Here is a 23,234-nt window from a genome sequence, read left to right on the forward strand (position 1 = left end):
TTGAAATAATTTTAGCCATGCTTCTTCCCTGTTGCCAGCGATTCCAGGATGCCTTCATTGCGGATAATGATCATGCCATGCCTGTCGTCTGTAATGCCTTCCTGTAACGTATAGGTATATTCGGGAACAGTGCCGTTCATCCGCGTGGGCAAATAATGGAAACCGATATTCGGCTTTTGTTTTAATTCCTCTCCGGCTTCCACGATATGTGAAGAGATCAGGAACAGGCTGCTTTTCTTTCCTGCAAAAGCCTTTGTTACCGCCACGGTTCCTTCATGCGCATCTTTCACATTTGTTCCTCTGAACAATTCATCAAACAGCACGAAAAGCGATTTTTCTGCACACAGTTCAGCCGCTACTTTTTTCACACGCAGCACTTCTGCATAGAAATGACTGGCGCCGATCCCTAAATTATCAGGCAGGTTGATAGTGGTGAGCACGCCATCCATCACTGAAAAATCCAGGGATCTGGCTGCAATGGGAAAACCCATATGCGCAACATATACCGCTGTGCTGAATGCACGGAGAAAAGTGGACTTACCAGCCATATTGGCGCCAGTAAGAAAAACCACGGACTTACCCGCATGCATATGAAGATCATTGGCAACGGGAACCTTCAATTCAGGATGGTACACGCCTGTTGCTTTCAGGATATTACTGCCCCGGGGATAGGCCACGGGAAAAACGAATTGCCGCTTATTTGCCACCTGTGCTACAGATATGTATACATCGGTCTGATAAATGAATTGCAGCACGGTCTTTACTTTCCCCAACTCCTTCCTGCGTATCAGCATATCAAAAGCAGTAACTGCCCCGAATGAGAGCCTGCTGCCGGGCTTTTCTCTGAAAACAGGCTCCAGTGCAGGATCCAGCAGGAGCTCAAGTATTTCTTTTCTTTCGTCCTCCAACTGGGGGATCTGAACAATGGCGCCATTTTGAAGAAAATCCATCACGGAATGCAATAATTCTATCAGTGCGATAACACCTGTGCTGATCTCTTTTTCGCCCAGAATGGTTTGTTGACTGTCCTCACTGCCACCTGCATGCGAAATGTATTTTTCAACACTGTCCAGCAGCACGGCGTTAAAGGGAAAAACAACGCCTTCCTTTGCATAGGCTGAAATAATACCTGAACGTTTATTGATGGCTTCCAGATTGGACAATGGATTCCTGAACATTTTTTCCAGCAGCATTTCTCCGCCACGGGTGGAAGTATTGTTATAGATATCGTAAATGCCGGCCTGCTCTCTTTTCGCAAATAACCTGAGGTCTTCGATGGTTTGATCATCGGTGATGAGGAACATGATGAATCTTTTTATTGAATGACTCTATGCATTGATGTTTATTTCCTTTTCCTGCGGGTAAGCAGCATGATAGCACCCAGGAGCAATATGCCGGAACCGATGTACACGTACAGCCCGGTGATGAGCTTTGCTGTAGTGGATGATATTTTGAGGAAAAGATCGGGCGCCAGCGGATAATTGGTGTATACGGGATACCGGTTATACAATAGCCAGCTATAGAAAGCGGAATGAATTGTCCGTACCTTCATCCGGTTAATTCCCATGAAATCCGCATCTCCTGTAACGATGATCCTTTGCTCCCTGTTTCCGATCTTCCGGCTGAGCTTCAGCGCAATCAGGTATTCCTCTTTTTTCTGATCTCCACCGCCTGCATCGAATACTGGTGCTGCCGAATCCACTACCAGCACGCCATTTTCTATCCAGGTTTTATCATTGCCTGGCTGAGTGATCACGGGCTCAATGGTAAAACCATCAATGGCTTCATAACGCAGGTTCAATGAGCCCTCGTTCTCTACCATTCCTCCCCTGATCCCATATTGCTGGAACAATTCCATCGGTGCTTCTTTTGCAAGGAAATTGCCGGACCTGGTCAGCATGTTTTGAAAGATATGCGGCATCTCGTGTTCGTTGGGACTAACGATCATACCGTTTTCAGGATACACGCCAATGGTTTCGAGCACGGGCGCCAGTATGAATTGTTTACCGGGTTCGAGATAAAAGATGGCGTTGTTTCCTTCCCTGAGATAATCGATCAGTTTTTGTTTTTCTTCAGCACTGTAATCGGATTTTGGGTCGGCCACCACCAACAGATTGGTATTGGCAGGGATCGAATTGCCGGCAAGGGAAATCGTATCTGCATCCACACCTTCATTGATGAGGGCCCTTCTGGCTGATTTCTGCGTGGTATGATATCCATATTCCCTGCCAGCTAAACTCATTATGTTGCGTTCATAGTGCCCCGTTAGAAAATGAATGGATACGTTCTTATCCCGGGTGAGCCTTTTCAAAATAGCGGCAAAATGCGGCTGGTCCGGCCATACCTGGGGAGGCGTATAGGTTCGCAGGAATTCTTTTTTCCCTTTGTATTCCACCTGCATCACCAGTTTCATGTATTCAGGAGCGAGATCGATCTGCTTCCGGATCTCGGCGGGCGCTTTGAAAATGGACGGGCGGATATTGTACATTTCCGCTTCGATGGCCATGATCTCCTTCAGTGATTTACCCGGGTATTTCCTGTAATAGCTGCTGTCGCCATCCACAACATCATAATAGTATTCGTATTTGAATTCGATATTGGGATAGAACCTGATCAGGGGTTCCCATACATTCCAGATATAATTGTTGCGCGCCTGTGGAAGGCCGGCATAGGCATTCTTGTCGAGCAGGTTGGTATACAAGGTAACGGTGAGCGGCGATCCATCCAGCGATTTCAGTAGTTCCTGCATTTCAGGACGCAATGTATTCACCTGGTTCTTCGTTACATCGGAGTAAGCGATATACCCCGGCCTGGAGCTGAAATAGCCCAGGACCACAATGATCAGGGTAAGTACTGCATAACGGGCAGCATTAGCCGTCCATTTCCGTGATTCCTGCGTGCTTTGCAGTTTGATCAGCGCAAAACCGATGAACATGGAAATGACCAGCAGAAAATATAGTATGTCCCTGCTCGTTATCAAACCACTCATCATCTTCTCTGCTTTTCCGGAAATGGACAGGAAATGGGTAATATCCCTCACCAGGTCATATTGCTGCCATAATCCCGAAATTGCGGAGAGCACAAAAAAGCTGGCAAAAGTGATCACGGCAGCCACGATCTGGTAACCGGTAAGGCAGGATATGAACAGGCCAATGGCAGAATAAGCGCTGGTGAGCAGGAATACACCGAGTATGATGGAGAGATACCATCCGAATTCCCCATTCTGCGTATTCATTCGGATACTGGTAAGGATGATCGAAAAGATCGATAACAGCAGCAGGTTGAAGATCATCAGTCCGAAGAACTTTCCCAATACGATCTGCCGGGTTGTGACGGGAGATGAATACAACAATTTGATGGTGCCATTACTGATCTCACGGTTGATGATCCCCATCGTGAGCAGGGGGATGAAGAGGTAAAGATATTTTAGCATCAGCCCCGTGACTGTTCCGGCCAATACGGTGCCGATGCCTTTGTCGAAGCCCGGCCAGTCTTCATTCAGGTCCAGCATCACTTCCTGGTAGAGTACATAATTTCCCAGGGTATTGGTATACACCAGCACCATCGATACATAAAAAAGAAAAAGTACAAACCAGGCGATGGGTGAATAGAACAAATACCTCAGTTCCGCCCTTGCTATCTTGAATATTATTTTCATGGCCACAGAGTTTAGGCTTGTTGGGATAATTGTTTGAACACATCGTCCAGCACCGATCTTTCGAGGCTGATCTCTGTAAGCCTCCAGTTATGCTGCATGCTTGCAGCAATGATAGCTTCAGAGATAGCTGTATTGCCATGGAAGAATATCCTGTATTGTTTGTCGGTAAGGAACTGCACTTTGGTAACGCCGGGTATTTTCATCAATTCGTTTTCTGCCGGCGGATTTTCCATTCTCGCCAGCACGGCATTGGGTTGAATGTAATTGTTGAATGATTCCATCGAATCCGAGAAAACCATCCGGCCGCTTTCAATCATGATGATATCTCGGCAAAGCAGGTTGATCTCTGACAGTACATGGGAAGAAAGAAGAATGGTATGATCCTGTGCGATCTCTCTGATGAGTTTTCTCGCCTCGATGATCTGGTTGGGGTCAAGTCCATTGGTAGGTTCATCCAGGATCACGATACCGGGTTTGTGGATGATCGCCTGCGCAATACCTACCCGCTGTCTGTAGCCACCAGACAGGTTTTTGATCAGCCTCGAACTGAAATGACTGATACCGGTTCTGTCCATCACTTCGGCAACAGATTGTTTCACTTTTGTTTTTTCGATGAACCGAAGGTCTGCCGTATAAGTAAGGTATTCGTTCACGGTGAAGTCTGCATACAGTGGTGGCGTCTGCGGCAGAAAACCAAGTTGTTTTTTTGCCAGCCTTGGATTTTTCTTTTTATCTACACCATTGATATATACATTCCCTTCCGTTTGATTCAGCACCCCGCAGATGATATTCATGGTGGTGGATTTACCGGCGCCGTTGGAACCGAGCAGTCCGATCACTCCATGCTGACTGATCTCGAAATTGATATCGCGGATCGCCCAGGCACTGGAATACCTGTGGGAGAGATGCTCCACTTTCAATACTATGCTCATAACTCTATGATTGTTGTTTACATGATTTCAGGGAAATAATTTCGCTACCTGTGATTCATTACGATGGTCCTGTAATTGTTGGGAAATGCGGCGCCTGGTTTTCCGGTGAATACGAGTGTATTGGATTTGAATATCCAGTTGTTCACTGCTCCGGGAAAATTATTGCGGGGATTGAGTCCTGTTGTTGTGAAACTGCCGAGGAGGTTGCCTGTTGCCTGCTCTCTTATTTCAAAAATGTAATCCTGTACAGAAACATTTGCTTCCAGCTCAACAAAATCAGACATCGATTTGTATGCCAGATTGGCTACAAAGGAGCCATTGGGCGCTCCCTTGATGTTCACACTGATGGATTGCGTTTCACTGAAATTGGCAAAACGGAGATGGGTAGAACTGTCGCTGCGGTTGATGGGCGGCACATTGTCTTTCACCAGAAGGGACGCGGCATTAGATTTTTCGTGGAAAAGAAAAAGAGAATAGATCCCACTCTTTTGCAGGTCTGCCTCCACACTCAATACCGGCCGGTCATCAGGCATCGTGTCTTTCGAAGAATAAAATTCCACCCGCTGCATGGGCTTGTCCAAATAAAGCAGGTTATTGCGCTGATCATACAACTTATTCCGGATCTGAAGTGATGCATTGTACCGGATGGGATGCGCACCACTGAGATTCGTATACAGAGCAAGGCCATCATCCAGTGCATTGAACACCTGCATCGTTGCCGGATAACCTTCCTGTTCATTTTTATCACAGGAAGAAAATACAGTTGATAAACCCAGGAGCGACAATACCAAAAGCGTCCTGATCCGTGCCTTTTCAGGCCGGTTATGATGGAAATATGTAAATGACATGATCGGTTTTTTAGTGATGAATGTTCGGGTTAGCTACACTTGTTTTTACCTAACATTGTATTCAGGATTCTGTATCAAATGGCTGTTTTCGTTGATCTCACTCGCAGGGATGGGATACAGCAACTGGTAATCTCCCCACCAGGGTTGTTTGTAGGGAATGGTGCTGAGTACGCCGCCGGCCTTACCGGTCCTTTTCAGGTCGAACCAACGGTGGCCCCATTCGAGGAAGAGCTCTACCCTTCTCTCCTGTGCGATGGCATCGATCACCTGTTCGTCAGTAAGCTGATCGTCCAGCTCATCCAGTCCTGCCCTTCTTCTGAGTATATTGAGATCTTCGATGGCATTGCTTTTATCTGCTGGCATGAAGCGCATGATGGCTTCGGCCCTGATCAGGTGCAGCTCGGAGAGACGGATCACATTATAGTATTGCATTTTTTCAGCTTTTGTGTATTTGGCTGAAAGGAATACGGGACCAACCGTTGTTGTCCATAAAACCTTCCGTTGATCGTTCGCTTCAAATGCAGCAATCAGTTCATTGCTTATTTCATAGGAACGGTAGTAAGAACCACCGGGGAACGGCGTATTGAAAAGTATATATCCTTCCGGTGTTCCATTCTGCACCCAGGAATTATCGGAGGCAGGTTTCAATTGCAAGATCGTTTCCCTGTTATTGGGCAGGAAAGTATTGTTCAGGTTTTGTTCAACTGAAAACAATGCTGTGTTACCGATCACACTGGTAGCGCTGTTGATGGCGGGCTGGTATTCTCCCGTATACAGGTATACGCGCGCCAGCATCGCTTCAGCAAACCAGCGATTAATTCTTACCCTTTCATTCCTGCCCACTGAATAATCATCGGCCAGCAGCGACTTTGCCGTCAACAGGTCTGTTTTGATCTGTTCGTACACTTTTGCAACCGGCGCCCTGGGCAGGCTCTGGCTGCTTTTGAAATCGGCAGTGAGGACCAGCGGCACATCCCCGTAAAAATTGACGAGATAGAAATAGCTGAATGCACGAAGCGCCAGCGCTTCTCCTGTGAGTTCATTCCTTACACTGTCGGTCAGCAATGTGGAAGTGGAAGACCTGATACCTTCCAGGGCAGCATTGCAGTCGAAAATGGTCCTGTAGGCCGATTCCCAGATCATCGCGGTTTTGGCGCTGTTCACCACCGTTAGTTTATTATTGCTGGCATGCAGATCGGTATTCTGCAGGTTGGTGGGCGCAGTCAATTCATCTGCCGACAACCCGCCCAAAATGGTGGAAAGGCCGGATGAAAACACTGATTCGGTAATGGCTTGCGGCGTGTTCATTCCTGTATTGACGCCATTGATCATTTTGGAATAAATGGCTGCAATGGCCCACTCGGCCTGTTTATTATTCTCGAAGATCTCCTCTGTTGTTATGGAATTGATGGGCGGACCTATTTCCAGCAGTTTGCTGCAACCGGTTAAAGTAAAGCCGCCGATAATTGCGTATATGCCTGTTAGTAAGAATTTATTTAGCATGATCTCCATTTTAGAAAGTAAATGAAATCCTGGTAGTGATGATCCTTGGTGTGGGAGATGAAAAATTGGAAACTATGATCTCAGGATCGAGGTCTTTGTATGCCGATATCACCAGCAGGTTTTGGGTATCGATACTGATATTGGCATTTTTCATTTTGATCCTGTTTAGCCAGCTGGTGGGCAATCGCCAGGAGACAGAAAGATTTTGCCATCGCAGATAAGACCCGTTGGAATAAGAGCCATCGGAAGCATACAGTGGTCCGAGGTTGGAGGCATTGGTTGTGTACCTGGGATATTTCACCTGATCTCCGGGTTGCTGCCAGTGGTTGTTCTTTATTTCATCGGGCATCGGCATATTATACATCATGCCGGGAACGGAATTGAGATAAGGGTCTGACCTCAGTTTGTTCACAAAATAGAATTGGGATGAGATGGAAAGTTCTTTGTAGCCAAGCTGAAAACCGAAGCCACCACTGTATTTCGGAAGGGTTTCAATCAGCACATAGCGGTCGTCTTCTGCATTGTTCGGAAACGTGGTGAAGCCAGCCGTAACCTTTCCGTCCTTATTACGGTCTTCGAAAGTGTAGGACCCCGTTAATGGATCGATGCCAGTGTAATGCAGGAGGATGCGGCTGGTTGTGGAATATCCCACTTTAAGTTTGCCACTGAAGGAAGATTTCTCCAGGTTGGGAAAGCTCATCAGTTTGTTCCTGTTATGACCCACATTGAAATTGAGCGAGAGGTTCCAGTTTTTCGATTCAATTATCCTGGCCCTTGAGCTGATCTCTATCCCGGAGTTGCGGACTTCGGCAGGCCAGTTGGTCAATGCAGTCTTGAACCCGGTAAGGCTGGGAATAGGCATCGATGCCAGTTGGTTACCTGAATTGTTCTGATAAAATTCAACATCGAGATTGATCCTGTCTTGCCAGAAACCAAATGTGGCAGCCAGTTGTGCTTTGGTGGTGGCCTCCCATCTGAAGTCCTGGTTCAGCGGAGTTACCATGTGAAAGGCGTCGATACCGTTATAATTGAACAAGGTATAGGGGATATCTAAAATACTGTTCCTGGCCCACCGCGACAAATATTCGTAGTTGGCGCTGGGGTCTGATCCTGTAGTGCCATAACTTCCCCTGAGTTTGAGAAAACTGAACCAGGATGGAAGTATTGCCTTCATCCATTTTTCATCAGATGCGATCCAGGCCAGCGCCACCGAACCGAAATTACCGAACTGCCTGCCCGGGCCGAAGCGGGAAGAACCATCCCTTCTTGCATTCAGGCTGAGGATATATTTATTGTCCCATGCATACCGCACAATGCCGGAAACCGACAGGTATTTGTATTCTTTGTATCCTTCCGTGATGGTGATGTTTTTTGCGTTGTTATGGCTTTTCATCATAGCATCATTGGGAAAATCTTCAGCGTGGATAGATTCACTGCTGCTGATCTCTGTCTGCAAATTGGAGATCAGCTGTACAGAAAGGTTTCCTTTTCCGATATAGGTATTGTATTGCAGCTGAGGTTCCACCTGCCAGTTTTTGGATATGGATTTTCCGTAATCAGCATTTGCGATGGAAAAGAAAGACATAATGGGATCGATGGATGCCGCAGGCATGTAAAAGGAATTATCGTTTGACGAAAACATATAACCGGCCTTTGCAGAAAGCGTCAATCCTTTCAGGATCTCATACTTCAGATCAACAAGACCACGAAAAGAGAAAGTCTTGCTCTTGCTGGGCCTCTTGAGCGCATTGAAAGGGAATGCGCTGATGTTCTGTATGCGGTAAGGTTCAAAATTGAACTCTCCATTTTCATTATAGATATCAGGGGCATTGGGAGCAAGTCCTCCCGGAGGCACGATAGCAAAGGCATTGACCTCAGTAAGCGTCAGACTGTTGGAGATCCCGAAATCGAATTTCTGATCACGGCTCGTGTGACTGAAATTGCTGCTGAAAGTTCCCCTGATATTCTTGCCGCCATTGTTCATCACTTCTTTCTGATTGCCATAGCTGGCAGAAAGCCTGTATGCGGATTGCGGCATACCACCACTGACACTGGCATTCACATCCAAATAAGAACCTGTGCCAGCCAGCTCGCGCTGCCAGTCTGTATATTTATTGGGATCCCAGGTAACCAGGTCGGGCGCATTGGTGGCGTCCGGCAGGATTCCATCATTCTGGAATGCTTCCCTTCTCACGGCCAGGTACTGTTCCGTTTTCATCAGTTTGGGAAAGCGCGCCAGCATCCTTATGCCGTTGGATACATTGAGATTGAAACTGGCAGGGCCTGATTTCGCTTTTTTGGTGGTGATCAGGATCACGCCATTGGCGCCTCTTGAACCGTAGATGGCGGTTGCATCGGCATCTTTCAAAATGCTGATACTTTCAATATCCCTCGGATGAATGCTGAGCAAAGGATTTTCACCACTTGTATTGGTCACTCCGCCCTGTACCGCACCCATGGAAACAGGCAAGTGCCCGGTCAAAGGAGAAGCATTTTGCGTGCTCATGGGCATTCCATCGATCACATATAATGGATCAGCCAGCGCCAGTGGATTGATGCCATTCCTGCCCCTGATGGAAACACTGACCGGAGCTGCGGAATTTCCTGAAACAGGATTGATCAGGATGCCCGGCACCCTTCCTGCAATGGCATCGAGCACGGTCATCACCGGTTGTTTTTCGATATCTTCAGCCTTAACTGTACCGATACTGCCGGTGGACAGTCTTTTGCTGGTTTTGCCATAGGCAGTGATCTGCGTTTCATCGAGGATGGCATGTGAAACTTTTAACCGGATCAACAATGTGATGCCCGTTACTTTCACTTCCTGGTTGGAATAACCTACAAAAGAAATGGAAAGGATATCACCTGTTTCGGCCTCGATGGAAAAACTACCCTTGCTGTCTGTGACTGTTCCTTTCTTCGTTCTCTTCACTACAACACTTACACCACCGAGCGGCAGTCCTTCATCAGAATATACAAGACCGCTGGCGGGAGGATTTTGCGGAAGCGTCAATTGCAGTACCGGGGCTGCTTCCGGCGCTAACGGCTGTTTTCGCGTTAGCACGATCGTTTTCTTTTCGAATCGATAAGCAACTGGTTTGTCTTTGAAGATCAGTTGCAGGAATTCCTGTAATTCCATATCCTTTACGGAAATGGAAACGGTGCCTAATTCAGCCAGCAGGTCTGCCCTGCCGGCCACCAGGTAACCTGTTTGTTTTTTTACTTCCGAGAAAACTGTTTTGATCGGGAGATTGTTCCCCGCAAGTGTGATCGTTTGTGAATGCAGTTCCGAACGGGCATTCATGAAGAAACCGATCAGGAATAAGAAAGTGAGCTTCATAACCAGCATGGTTTTGGTGGGCCGGTTCCGGGCATGGTAATGCCAGGACGCGGCAGCAGTCTTAAACATAACGCATTAATTGGGTTAGCAGTTAATTAATTGAACAGGACCTGGAGATAAGGTTATAGTCTAAGGTGTGATGATCAAACGGCGTTCTTCGCCGATACGGGCATGAATATCGAAATCGTTAAGTACCTGCAGCATTCCATTGAGTGTAATATCCCGGCTCAGTTCACCGAACAATTCTATATCCGGCACCCTGCCTTCAAATACCACTTCAATATCGTACCATCTTTCCAGCTGGCGCATGGCTTCTCTCAGCCTGGTGCCATTGAAATTGAAGTTCCCGTTCTTCCAGGCCATCACTTTCTCGATGTCGGCATCACTGACCTGATTGCCCTGTTCACTGATCCTGCATTGCTGGCCGGGTTTCAGCATCATTTGGGTCTTGTTATCATTTACACGCACGATGCCTTCCAGCAACGTAGTGTTCAGGCTGGCTTCCTGTTCATAAGCATTCACGTTGAAATGAGTGCCCAGCACATCCACTGCTGCACGATCCTGAACCTTTACGCGGAATGGCCTTCTTGTATCGCGCGCAACTTCAAAATACACTTCTCCAGTCATCTCCACTTCACGTTTGTCTGTTCCGAAATCCGTAGGATACCTGATGGTGCTGGCGGCATTCAACCATGCTTTCGTTCCATCCGGTAGCCGCAACTGGAATTGTCTCCCCTTTGGCGTACTCATTGTATTGAAAGCGCTTGTTTTTCCTTCGCCTTCATATACCAGCGCTCCATTGCGCATGGTGGCGGCAATACCATCCCTGTTGTCAACCACACCATTCTTTATCGAATCCAGCAATACCTGTGTGCCATCGGCCAGAGTAAGGATAGCGCCGGTTTTACCGGGAAGGATGATGGGTTCATTCTTAACAACCGTTTCTTTTATTTTATCGTTGCTCTTATCGATCGTATAATAAATTGCAAAGGAAGCCAGCAAGAGAACAATCGCTGCAGCCACTCTCGCCCATGTCGTTCTCATGAACCACAACCTGGACCTGGTTCGATGTTGGATTGTATCCAACTGAATATTTGCATAGATGAGCTCACCAGTATCAGCATCTCCGAGCAAAGGAATGCTCTCGTCCATCATCTCTTCATCGAGCTGCATTTCCAGTTCTTTCCCGTACTCATCCACCATCGCCAGAAACCTTGACCGTTCCCTGCTCGTGGCTGATCCATTACGGTATTTCTCCATCAACTGTATGAACTCGTCTTTACTCATATGCGGGATATTCAGGCCCCTTTCCATAATAGACTCGATCCGGAAAAAGTTGTAGGGGGTGAAAAAGAGATTTTTTTTAGAAATCGTAGAAAAAGAAAAGACTGATGATAGCAGGAAGCTCCTGAAGATGTTCGGATAAATGTTTTCGAATGGATTTTAGCGCAAGGCTCATATGTTCCCTGGCAGTGGAATATGAGATACCCAGGGAGTCAGCTACTTTCTTCAAAGGCATTTGCTCTTCCCTGCTCAACAGGTAAACTTTTTTCTGTTGGGGCGACAATGAATCTACGGCTGTTCTGATCAGCAATGCAACTTCCTTTGCATCTATCAACTTATCAGGAAGCAGGTTCGTTTCCTGTACATTGACTTCCCCGGCAGTATCCAGCACGGTTACAGGCTTCTTTTTTCGCAGTTCAGTTATGATAAAATTCCGCGCCATCACGTAGAGATAACCGGCAGGGTTGTCAACACTTACCATGTTAGCACGATTCATCCATAATTTTTCGAATACTTCCTGAACTGCATCCTGAGCAGCAATCGGAGTTTTGAGATAGAGCACAGCCATTGTGTAAACCCTGTTCCAGTGCAGGTTGTAGAACTCACGAAAAGCCAGCTCATCTCCTTCAGCTATGCAACGGAAGAGTTCTTTTTCATTGTATGGGGGATTATCGGGCAATAGTAAGCAGGGGGTATTTTTTAAAGCAATGTTGGGCAAGATAATCAAAAGAATACAAAGAGCCGGTCAAAACTGACCGGCTCTTGTTCTATTGGTTACGGAATATTACTGATTTACATTTTTACAGCTTTTTCTGTTACAGATCAAATTGAGCTGGAATTTGCCAGCGATATTGTAATGCTTCAATCTGTAATTGGCATCACCATCCAGTGTAATCTACACAGCGTGTTTCTCATAAATATAAATTAAGGTTTGAGTCATGGAGGATGGCTCAAAAGATAGACGGGAAGTACGTCGCGCGGGAGACGCGCCTGTTAATTCTTCTAATGTTGCGCGAACATAATTCAAAAAACAAACCCTTCAGATCCGGGGACCTGAAGGGTTTGCACATTTCATTATGATGTATTACTCTCTTCTTCCGCCGAACAATCTCAGCAGGAAAAGGAAGATATTGATGAAGTCGAGATACAAAGTGAGCGCGCCCATAATGGCCAGCTTTTTTGTTTGACTCTGTGGTGTTCCTTCAAATTCAACACCTTCACCGATGCGTTTCAGTTTCTGTACATCGTAAGCGGTAAGACCGGTGAATACCATCACACCGATGATGCTGATCACATAACCCATGGTATCGCTCTTCAGGAAGATATTAATGAGCATGGCTACCACGATACCGATGAGCGCCATGGTGAGCAGGCGTCCAAAACTGGTAAGATCTTTTTTGGTAGTGTATCCCATTACGGCCATGATACCGAACATTGCGGCAGCAGATGCAAAACATCCGATAACGGAATTGGCGGTATAGGTCAAAAGTATAAAGCTGAAGCTGATCCCATTGATGGCTGAGTATAAAAGGAACAACAGAGTGATCACCGGAGCAGAAAGTCTGTTGAATGCAAATGACATCAACAGTACAAAACCTAATGGTGCAAACATGGTGACCCACCCCAATATGTTCAGTTTTCCTGTTTCCAGATCAACCAGGTACAATAAGAGATTGGCGTTGTTCATGAACAACAATGCGAATACGGCTGAAAGGCCAAGCCCCACGAACATCCACATAAAAACATTGGCAAGAAAATTCCTTGCTATGGCCTGCGGCATGGCTTTTTGCCCGCCGGGAGCCTGATAATACTGAGATGGCTGATTGTAATTATCCATATAAAAAACAATTGCTTTGCGTAAATGTAGGAAATAATCGGTAAATCCCCGGTTCAGGAAGGTTTCCGGGGATTAATGGACATAACTTAACGCCGCTTTCACTTTTTAAGTATCTAATCAATTGATATTGCCGGGGACCACCCTAAGGGCAAATCATCGGCCCATAGATTTTTACAGGCATTCATCAAGAAGATACACGATAGACTCATAGTTCTTTCCTGTGGCTTCAGACAAAGCCATTTCACAGGTTTTGGAACTGGAGTAATAACCATCGTAACTGCATTGGTTCACTTCCTGCGCTTCCGCTGCTGTGGCGGAACGCGTAAGCTCGGGGAAGAGGAAACCGCGATCGCCGGCCATACCGCAACAACCTGCATGCAATGGTACTGTAACATCGTTTGCCAGTTGTTTGGCTACCGCCAGGAATCTGGCTTCCTGTTTTGTTTTTTGCAGCGTACACACAGGATGCAGCACGATATTGTTCTTTTTCCTGCTCAACTGTACGCGGGGCAGGATATGATCGGCAATCAGATCGATACTATCGATGATCCTGATGGAGTCGAATTTTCGTTTGTTCTCTTCGGTTAGTTGAGGGCGGCAGGTCTGCAAGGTATAAGTACAGGAGCTGATATCAAGCACCACCGGCCATTTCCCCTGCCCTGTCCAGTTCCATAGTTTTTCGATGGTTTGATTGGCGGTGAATTCAAATGCAGGAGTGAATCCTTTGGAAGAGAATATCTGTCCGCAGCAGGCTGAATTGATATTGTCCGGAATGATCATTCTGAGCCCGGCTCTTTCCGCGATACTCATGAAGATCTCAGCCATCGTTTTTTTACCGGCCACAGAGCCACCCATTTTCCGGTTGATGCAGGTGGTGAAATAAATCACGGTATCCGCATCCTTTTCTCCGCTTGTTGCTTTCGGTACATTACTCAATGAAGAGGAGGCCACCTGGTTGCTCCACAAAGGTGAAGAGGAAACGATCTTCTTCATGCCCTTCGTCAGTTTCACCATAGCGTTCTTACCCAGCAGCCTGTTCACTACAGTGGCAGATTTCACGGCAGCTCCCACGATATTTGTGGTAGCGCCGAAGTTCTTTGCCACGCGCATGGCCACAGCATTCGCCAGTTTGCTATGGTTCTCCTTGCGCAGGCGTTTTACCAGCATGCCGGTATTGATGTCTACCGGGCAGGCCTCAGCGCAAAGCCCGTCAACCGCGCAGGTTTCAAGACCATCATACTGGTATTGGTCCAGCAATTCCTTGTAAGCGGCTGTCTGTCCGGTTTCCTTGTACAGGGCCATTTGCCTTCTGGCAACGATCCTGCGGCGCGGCGTCATGGTGAGATCTCGGCTCGGACATTTCACTTCACAGAAACCGCATTCGATACATTTGTCCACCTCCTCCTCCACCTTTGGTAAAGCTTTCAGGTGTTCAATATGCGCCTGACCGTTAGTAGTGATGAGTACACCTGGGTTCAGCAGGTTGCGGGGATCGGTTTCCTGCTTGATCGTTTTCATGATATCATAGATGGCAGGGCCCCACTCTGTTTCAACGAAAGGCGCCATATTGCGGCCCGTGCCGTGCTCGGCCTTGAGTGCGCCCTTGTATTTACCGGTCACCAGTTCCACTACTTCTCGAATGAAGCGGTCATAACGTTCAACCTCAGACGCTACATTGAAGGTTTGCGTGACCACGAAATGGATATTGCCATCTTTGGCATGGCCAAAGATGATGGCATCATGGTATCCGTATTTGGTGAAGAGTTGTTGCAGATCGAGGATGGCATCACCGAGCTGCACTACAGGCACGGCAATATCTTCAAGGATCACGGTGGTGCCGCTCTGGCGCATGGCGCCTACAGAAGGGAACATGCCCTTGCGGATCTTCCAGAGAAAAGCCTGTTTGGCAGGATCATCCGTGAATGATGGAGGAATGGCAAATGGGAATCCTTCGAGTATCCTGTTGAATCGTGCCAGGCTCGCTTTGATATCTTCGGTTGTATATGCCTGGTATTCCGTGAGCAGGGCCACGCCAGTGGACGGTAAAGCAGCGAGAATTTCAGGAATACCGGGCAGATGGGCAACAGATCGTAAAGAAGCATTGTCCATCAGCTCCACTGCTTCCGCACCGGATTCGATCAATGGCGCAATGGCCTTGCAGGCTGTTTGAATATCAGTGAAGCAAAGCAGGGCTGTGCTTTTTTCCGGATAATCAGGTACGGTCCGCAATACCACTTCGGAAATGAAGCCCAGCGTGCCCTCCGCTCCTACCATCAGATGGGCGAGCATATCCAGTGGTTGCTCATAATCGATGAGGGCATTTACGGAATAGCCGACAGTATTTTTCGTTTTATATTTTTCCCTTACCAGTTCGAATAAAGCCGGATCGTTCAGAATAGCGGTCCGAAGTGAGCGAAGCGAGGCAGCCAGGCTGGTACATTCCTTCTCAAATCGTTCATAGTCCCGGGGTATTTCAGTGGAATACGAGAAACCATTAGGCAACATGAACCTTACATACTGTATGGTATGGTAAGCATTCTTCTGCACACCGCAACACATACCACTGGCATTATTGGAAACGATGCCACCGATCATGGCAGACTGGATACTGGCCGGGTCTGGCCCAATCTTCTTTCCAAATCTGCGCAGCCTGGCATTTACCATACCGCCGGTAATGCCTGGTTGCACGCGCACACGCGTTCCTTCTTCTTCGATCTGTATCTTATTCCAGAATTTACTAAGATCAACCAGTATGCCATCGGTAATGGCCTGACCAGAGAGGCTGGTGCCTGCTGTTCTGAAAGTAAGTGGTATATTATGTTGATGGGAGAAATTGAAAAGCGCCCTGATCTCCTGGTCCGACACAGGGTTTACAACTGCCTGCGGCTTGAGATAATAGAAACCCGCATCTGCGGCGAAGGAAATGAGATCGATGAGTTTGCATTTGATCCTGTCTGCTGGCAAAATTTGTTGCAGCGCTGCTTCGATGTTCATGACGGCTCGGATGTAGGCAAATAGCCCGGTTGTTTAATAGTAGTGAGGTAAAGCAGCAGGTAAGTGATGGTACCGTTCAGGATGATCAGCTCAAAGCCTGCTACATAACCAGGCCGTGAAGATAACTATTTTTCCAGCCCGAAACAGTTCACGGGGCTCAGGAGAATAGTGAATCTTATCGATGACATTCCCTGAAATGCAACCGGCCTGCTGTGTAGTCAGCAGGCCGGTTCTTGTACTATTTTCTTGTTTTCTTATTTTGTTGTGATCCTTCCAACAGACACTCTTGTTTTGGCAAGGGATCTGTCGTACCGTCCCACCAGATACATTTCACTGCCAATCACTGAGCCGAGGCGTGGCATGGCAATCACCGGCATATTCCAGTTGGTGAAGAAAGATTTTCGCTGGAACTTGCCCGTTACTTCATCGAGGGTAACCACAAAGCAATCGGATTTATTGAAGTTCATGAGACGGTTCACTTTTTTCCCGGGCTGCGTTATATCTGCATTGTTCTGACGGTCATTGAAGAAGATCTGGATGCCGCTGGGCGATTGTATCGCGCCGAAGCCGGCGTAGAAGGGACGAACATCGCCACCAAAGAAATAATTATAGTTAATGCCTGAAGATCCGGGCACCCTGTAAGCCTCGCGCTGGTTCTTTGGCAGGATCTGAAGCCAGCTGATATTGTTGGAGGCATCCAGCTTCACCATCATGATATCCCTGCAATCATAAATATAATTCGTATAGTAGTCGAAGCCGCTGCCCATTCCGTTCATACCCCTGTTGGATACTGTGGTGTAGCTCCATGCATGATAGTCTTCTGCAAGCAGCACCAGTCCGTTATCTTTTGTGTAGAAGATATTCTGGAATTTCATGTATCTGGAAAATGACTCACCTTCGTCTTTGAGCTTTGCCAGTTTTTCCCTCTCCTTTCTTTCTTCCCTGCTTTCTTTATCATCATCATCTTCCGTATCCGCTTCGCCGTTATCAGTTGTAATGAGTGAGTTGTTGATCTGTTTTTCTGCAGAGCTGAGCACTTTAGCTGTATTGGGATCGATGCGTTCCACCAGCAATCCTTCGGTGGTTTTGCTTTTCCTGTCTTTGCTGTAGAAGCTGGCGAGAACCAGTTCATTGTTCCTGCCCATCATCAGTTTGGTGCTGGTCAGCCATTTATCCTTGATATTGGTATTGATCTCGTTTTCTTGTTTACCTGTTGCATCATAGATGCGGATATTGTAATTGACGAAATCCAGGAATTTCTCTTTTTTCTTTTTTCCCTCCCTGTATTCCATCACGCGTCCAACAAGGATGGTCTTACGGTTTGTAGTCACCAGCACATCTTCCAGTTGGTATGTCTTTGCTTCGAATTCATTGGTGATGGTGGCGGGCCTGGAAGCGGCTTTCAGGCTGCCGTCGAACTCCTGTACCAGGAAGCTGTTCTTTTCCTTTCCTGTAATGGTGCTGACCAGAATGATCTTTGTAGTATCTGCATTGGGGATCAGTTTGAATTCGATCTCCGATTTCTTATCTTCTTTCTGGAAGCTGGTGATCGGTTTCCAGGTGCCTGTGGTCAGCCCGGTGTTCTTATCGATCTCCGCGCCGAAGAGCTCCATCGTTTTTTCACTTTTCCTGTATTCGGAAGCGATGATCAGAAGCTTGTCCCTGAACGGAAAGAATTCCACGAACTCTTTTCCCTTGAGCTCTTTATTGAAGTCAGTACGGTAGAGCTCATTCACGCTTTTGTCCAGCTTCACCAATGTGGCGGATTCCCTGAAAGAGGCGCCGATAACAAAATAGGACTTCATGGCCAGATGTCCTTCCTGAAGATAAACGCCGCTTTTATCTGTGTGGATAACGGTAAGGTCTGTGCTGCCTTTTTTCATTTTGAATTCCTCACCCCAGGTAATGTTTTGTTTCTGGGCAAAGGAAAAAATAGACAGCATGGTAAGGGTAAAAACCAGGGGGATTTTTTTCATATCGGGGTTCAGTTTTTACAATTGTTGCAGGAATGTTTCAATGAAAAGCAATATCGCTTTAATTGAAGCAATCAGGAATAATGGACTGCTTAAGTTTTGTGAATATTAGAAAACCAGGGGCTGGCAGGTTTTCTGAGACGGTGCAAATATATACGTAACAAATTTGTCTTATAAACTTACTTCATTTTTCGGTGAAAATGGAATTGAGCTTACTGAGCAGTTCCTCCCCTCTGAGGTCTTTCGCAACGATATTTCCTTCCGGATCTATCAGGAAATTTGCTGGAATGCCTCTGACTCCATAGAGTTTCGCGGCTTCACAGTCCCAGCCTTTCAGATCAGATACCTGTGACCAGCCAAGTTTGTCCTGCTCTATGGCCTTGATCCAGGCCTCCTTCTGCGCCTTTGCATCCAGCGATATGCCCAGTATTTCAAAGCCTTTCTCACGATATTGAGTATACGCTTTCACGAGGTTGGGATTTTCTGCACGGCAGGGCCCGCACCAACTTGCCCAGAAGTCGAGCAACAGGTATCGTCCTTTGAAATCAGCAACAGCTATCAATTTTCCATCCGGGCCAGGCAGGGAGAAATCTATCGCGGGTTTTCCCACCTGCGTTCTGGTTTGTGATGCCACCAGAACCGGGATGCCTTTGCCGGTTGGTGAGTTTTTCAAACGGGCCGGTAATTGTTGCCAGGCTTTTCCCGCTTCTTCACCCATGCCGGGCTGGGCGGCAATATGCGCCAGGCTGATCACGCTGAGATAAGAGTCCGGATGTTGTTGGGCAAAACGAAGATGAATGCGATAGCTCTCGTTCATCAGTTCTTTTTCCCGTTCTATGAATCCCTTCAGTACAGTATTATCTTTTTTCTTTTCCTCCGGTAATGCTGCATACTCCTGGTTCAGCCGGGTGAAAGCATCATCATTCTCCTTAAGCATATTCTTAAGTATGCCATGCACTGAGTTGGTGGGTGAACCACTTATCCTGATATTATTCAGGGAATCTGCCGATTGCATTACGATGTTTTCAGGCGCCAGGTAAAAACGGAAATAATCAATGGATTCTCCTTTTGCCAGTTTCGTCTTATAAGGATTCTTATGCAGGTACAGGGCTGCCATTACCGGAAATTCCAGTTTTCCAGAGAAAGAGAAGCAACCATTTATCACTGTAGTGGAGTCATTCACCTGCAGATCATCCGCCTGAAATACCAGGAAAACGGTATCGCCATTGCGGAGCTGATGAACATCAGCCTGAATACTGTATTGATTTTGCGCGGAAAGGGAAAAAATAGAAAAAAATAAAAACAGGCAGGCTAAGGACCTCATGGTGAAGTTTTACCAAATGTAAATGTAAAACAGGCTCTTGCACATATTATTTTAAAAACAGATTCAACAACCATTTCCACTAATTCCTGGGAACATTCCCACAAAATGGGAATGTTCCCACAGAAAATATGCTCTGTTTTATTTGTTTGGGAACTGAAACTTCAAAAGATTTGACCTTTCAAACTGGTCTTTGACCGCGCTGCCTCTATCCAATGACGTTCACTAAACCCTAAATCTTTCCTGTACATGGCCATCGAATGAATGGATCGTTCGAATTTTTTTTCAAACCAAAGTCTAATGATTTCAACGATGTACACTTGCTGATTGCGTCCGTACATCCGGTTTTAAAGCAGACCCCATATGAAAAAACGATTTGCGGAAATTGCCAGAGCTACCTGTCTTCTCTCCTCTCTTTTATTGGTAGTTGCTCTTGCTGAGGCCCAGGAAAGTCCCAGGCGCTATTCCAAAACAGTTACGGGTATTGTTACAGATTCCAAAGGCGAGCCCATTGACGGAGCTTCCGTTCAGGTAAAAGGAAAATCCTGGGGTGCCATCGCCAATGACCGCGGCGTGTACAACCTGGTGATCCCGGATTCCATCAATGTAATGCTGATCTTTTCGGCTACCAATTTCCTCACCAAAGAGATCAGGTTACCCATTGCACTCACGGTAATGAATGCAAAACTTGAAGAATCCGCCACCTCCCTCGAAGATGTGGTAGTGATCGGTTATGGAACAGTAAAGAAAAAAGATGTGACCGGCGCTGTAGCGCAGGCCAATGTGGCGGACATGAAGAAAGCCCCCGTGAACACTTTCGCGGAAGCGCTGGCCGGCCGCGTTGCAGGTGTGAACGTGTCTTCATCGGATGGACAACCAGGCAGTGAAATGAATATCGTGATCCGCGGTAATAATTCTGTAACGCAGGACAATTCCCCACTCTATGTGATCGACGGATTCCCGGTTGAGACCGCTTCCGCCAATATCATCAATCCGGAGGAGATCGAGTCGATCGAGATCCTGAAAGACGCTTCGGCCACCGCCATCTACGGTGCGCGCGGCGCCAACGGCGTTGTGATCATCACTACAAAAAAAGGAAAAGTGGGCGCACCGGTAGTGACCTACGATGCCTGGGTGGGCATGCACCAGAATCTGAAAAAACAGGAACTGCTCAGCCCATACGAATTCGTGAAATACCAGATCGAAATGAGCCCTTCCGTTAACGGACCCATTTATTTGAATAATGGAAAAACACTCGAGTCATACAAAGATGTAAAAGGCGCCGACTGGCAGGACCTTATTTTCCGCGACGCCTTCGTACAAAGCCATAGCCTCGCACTGCGCGGGGGAACGGATAAAACACGTTACTCTGTTTCAGGCTCCATGATAGACCAGGATGGTATCATCATCAACAGTGGTTTCCGCCGCTATCAGGGCCGGCTTTCACTGGATCAGACCATCAATACCAAATTCAAAGCCGGTGTGAACATCAACTACACTTCGTACAAAAGATATGGAACCATTGCTGCAGAATCGCAATCAAGTCCTACCGCTACCATGATGTACAGTGTCTGGGGCTACAGGCCCATCACCGGCGATTCCGCTGCCAATGCGAATATGGAAGACATGCTCTTCGATCCCGGTATCGATCCTGCAACGGATTTCCGCATGAACCCCGTACTGTCTACCAAAAACGAATACAACCCGCTTTTCAACAATACCCTTATCGTTAACTCTTATATCGATTACAAGATCAATAGGTTCCTCAGCCTGAGAGTTACCGGTGGAATGACCAAAACCCAGATCAGAAGAGAGATCTTCAACAGCTCTTCTACCCGTGGTGGCCATCCGCGCAATAACCAGGGCGTGAATGGCTCCATCACCAACACAGACCTTACCAACCTATTGAATGAAAACACCCTTACGTATAACCGAAGATTCAACAAGGACCACAACCTGAATGTGGTGGCAGGTTTTACGGTGCAGGATATCAAAGGCTCAGTGAATGGTTTCACCGCAACACAGGTGCCTACAGAATCACTCGGCATCAAAGGGCTTGGACAGGGCACTGTAACTGTATCACCTACCAGTGCGCCGGCCAGCGGATTATTGTCGTACCTCGGCCGTGTGAATTATAATTTCAAATCACGTTACCTGCTCACATTGTCGTTCAGGGCGGATGGTTCATCCAAGTTCCCGAAAGACAATCGCTGGGCTTATTTCCCTTCCGGCGCATTTGCCTGGAGACTGGCTGATGAGAAATTCATGAAGCAGTTCGACTGGCTTTCCGAAGCTAAGGTGCGCATCGGTTATGGTACTACCGGCAACAACCGTGTGAACGACTTCTCCGCATGGTCTTCACTGGAGATCAATCCTACTACCGGTTATAGTTATGGGAACGTGCCCGGACAAGGTATGGTGCCCATCAACCTCGGTAACGATAAACTGAAATGGGAAACCACTGCACAGACCAATATCGGTCTGGACCTCGGTTTCTTCAACAACAGGATCACCCTCACCACGGATTATTATTACAAGGAAACCAAAGACCTCCTGCTGAACGCCACACTGGCGCCATCCCAGGGCTTTCTTACCGGTTACAAGAATGTAGGAAAAGTGTCCAATGAAGGTGTGGAATTCACTCTGAATACGAGAAATATAGAAAACAAAAATTTCTCCTGGAGCAGCAGCTTCAATATCGCTTTCAACAAAAACAAAGTACTGGCGCTGAACGATGGCGAAAGCAGCCTGGCCACACGCGTAACATGGGGCAATTTCAACAATGCATTCCCATACATCGCGATCCCCGGTAATCCGATCGCACTCTATTACGGAATGCTCTTCGATGGCATTTACCAGTACAGCGATTTCGATAAAGTGGGTGAAACCTATATATTGAAAGCCAATGTCCCTAATAACGGCAATGCACGTGCGAATATTCAGCCGGGTCATATCAAATTCAAAGATATCAATGGCGATAATAAGATCGATGACAATGACCTCACCATCATTGGTAACCCCAATCCCATTCATACAGGCGGTTTCACCAACAACTTCACCTATAAGAACTGGGACCTGAACGTGTTCTTCCAGTGGAGCTATGGCAACGATCTGCTCAATGCCAACCGCATCGAGTTCGAAGGCGGTGATCCAGTTACCAGGAACCTGCTGAATATGTTCAAATCCGTAGAGAACAGGTGGACGCCGGATAACCAGAATAATGAAATGTACAAGATCGGTGGACAGGGCCCTGCCTACTACTCTTCACGCACCATTGAAGATGGTTCATACATCCGCCTGAAAACAGTTTCACTCGGCTACAATATCGATACAAAAACACTTAAGAAACTGAAGATAAAATCCCTCCGTTTCTACCTGGCAGCGCAGAACCTGCTTACCTGGACCAACTACTCAGGTCTCGATCCTGAAGTGAATACCAGGCCCAGCGCACTCACTCCCGGGTTCGATTTCTCACCTTATCCCAGGACCCGGACCCTCACCTTTGGTTTAAATGCATCATTTTAATCATGATTAACAAGATTGA

The 23,234-nt window shown here is 47.0% G+C and carries 13 protein-coding genes; 1 reads left to right on the forward strand and 12 read right to left on the reverse strand.

What is annotated here, in order from left to right; all coding sequences use genetic code 11:
• Nucleotides 1-11: 11 nt before the first annotated feature.
• The 12 genes from FSB84_RS24695 to FSB84_RS24750 form a co-directional block, all read right to left on the reverse strand.
• On the reverse strand, nucleotides 12-1,304 hold the full coding sequence (locus FSB84_RS24695) for a MutS-related protein (protein WP_130540520.1): 1,293 nt from the start codon (nucleotides 1,302-1,304) through the stop codon (nucleotides 12-14).
• Between the two features lie 38 nt (nucleotides 1,305-1,342).
• Nucleotides 1,343-3,658: a Gldg family protein gene (locus FSB84_RS24700; protein WP_130540521.1), complete on the reverse strand. Its 2,316-nt coding sequence runs from the start codon at nucleotides 3,656-3,658 to the stop codon at nucleotides 1,343-1,345.
• Between the two features lie 11 nt (nucleotides 3,659-3,669).
• Nucleotides 3,670-4,590, reverse strand: a complete 921-nt coding sequence (locus FSB84_RS24705) for an ABC transporter ATP-binding protein (RefSeq protein ID WP_130540522.1) — start codon at nucleotides 4,588-4,590, stop codon at nucleotides 3,670-3,672.
• A gap of 44 nt (nucleotides 4,591-4,634) precedes the next feature.
• The gene (locus FSB84_RS24710) at nucleotides 4,635-5,438 is read right to left on the reverse strand and encodes a hypothetical protein (RefSeq protein ID WP_130540523.1); all 804 of its coding nucleotides are present in this window, start codon (nucleotides 5,436-5,438) and stop codon (nucleotides 4,635-4,637) included.
• Between the two features lie 45 nt (nucleotides 5,439-5,483).
• A complete protein-coding gene (locus tag FSB84_RS24715) occupies nucleotides 5,484-6,941 on the reverse strand; it encodes a RagB/SusD family nutrient uptake outer membrane protein (RefSeq protein ID WP_158644106.1) in 1,458 nt (485 codons plus the stop codon).
• Between the two features lie 10 nt (nucleotides 6,942-6,951).
• The gene (locus FSB84_RS24720; RefSeq protein ID WP_130540525.1) at nucleotides 6,952-10,350 is read right to left on the reverse strand and encodes a SusC/RagA family TonB-linked outer membrane protein; all 3,399 of its coding nucleotides are present in this window, start codon (nucleotides 10,348-10,350) and stop codon (nucleotides 6,952-6,954) included.
• Between the two features lie 60 nt (nucleotides 10,351-10,410).
• Nucleotides 10,411-11,568, reverse strand: a complete 1,158-nt coding sequence (locus FSB84_RS24725; RefSeq protein WP_158644107.1) for a FecR family protein — start codon at nucleotides 11,566-11,568, stop codon at nucleotides 10,411-10,413.
• Nucleotides 11,569-11,644: 76 nt separating this feature from the next.
• Nucleotides 11,645-12,244 (reverse strand): RNA polymerase sigma factor, encoded by a 600-nt coding sequence (locus FSB84_RS24730; RefSeq protein WP_130540527.1) that lies wholly within the window; start codon nucleotides 12,242-12,244, stop codon nucleotides 11,645-11,647.
• 405 nt (nucleotides 12,245-12,649) lie between these two features.
• Complete coding sequence (locus FSB84_RS24735; protein ID WP_225979878.1) at nucleotides 12,650-13,402, reverse strand: Bax inhibitor-1/YccA family protein; 753 nt, start codon at nucleotides 13,400-13,402, stop codon at nucleotides 12,650-12,652.
• Between the two features lie 171 nt (nucleotides 13,403-13,573).
• Nucleotides 13,574-16,396 carry an FAD-binding and (Fe-S)-binding domain-containing protein gene (locus FSB84_RS24740; protein ID WP_130540528.1) on the reverse strand — a complete coding sequence of 941 codons (2,823 nt, stop codon included), beginning with the start codon at nucleotides 16,394-16,396 and terminating at the stop codon, nucleotides 13,574-13,576.
• A gap of 254 nt (nucleotides 16,397-16,650) precedes the next feature.
• Nucleotides 16,651-18,372: a hypothetical protein gene (locus FSB84_RS24745; protein WP_130540529.1), complete on the reverse strand. Its 1,722-nt coding sequence runs from the start codon at nucleotides 18,370-18,372 to the stop codon at nucleotides 16,651-16,653.
• A gap of 181 nt (nucleotides 18,373-18,553) precedes the next feature.
• On the reverse strand, nucleotides 18,554-19,693 hold the full coding sequence (locus tag FSB84_RS24750; RefSeq protein WP_130540530.1) for a TlpA disulfide reductase family protein: 1,140 nt from the start codon (nucleotides 19,691-19,693) through the stop codon (nucleotides 18,554-18,556).
• Between the two features lie 360 nt (nucleotides 19,694-20,053).
• On the opposite strand from FSB84_RS24750, the gene FSB84_RS24755 reads away from it, so the two are divergent.
• Nucleotides 20,054-23,215, forward strand: a complete 3,162-nt coding sequence (locus FSB84_RS24755) for a SusC/RagA family TonB-linked outer membrane protein (RefSeq protein WP_130540531.1) — start codon at nucleotides 20,054-20,056, stop codon at nucleotides 23,213-23,215.
• The last annotated feature ends 19 nt before the right edge of the window (nucleotides 23,216-23,234 follow it).

Source organism: Pseudobacter ginsenosidimutans (assembly GCF_007970185.1).
Lineage (GTDB): Bacteria > Bacteroidota > Bacteroidia > Chitinophagales > Chitinophagaceae > Pseudobacter > Pseudobacter ginsenosidimutans.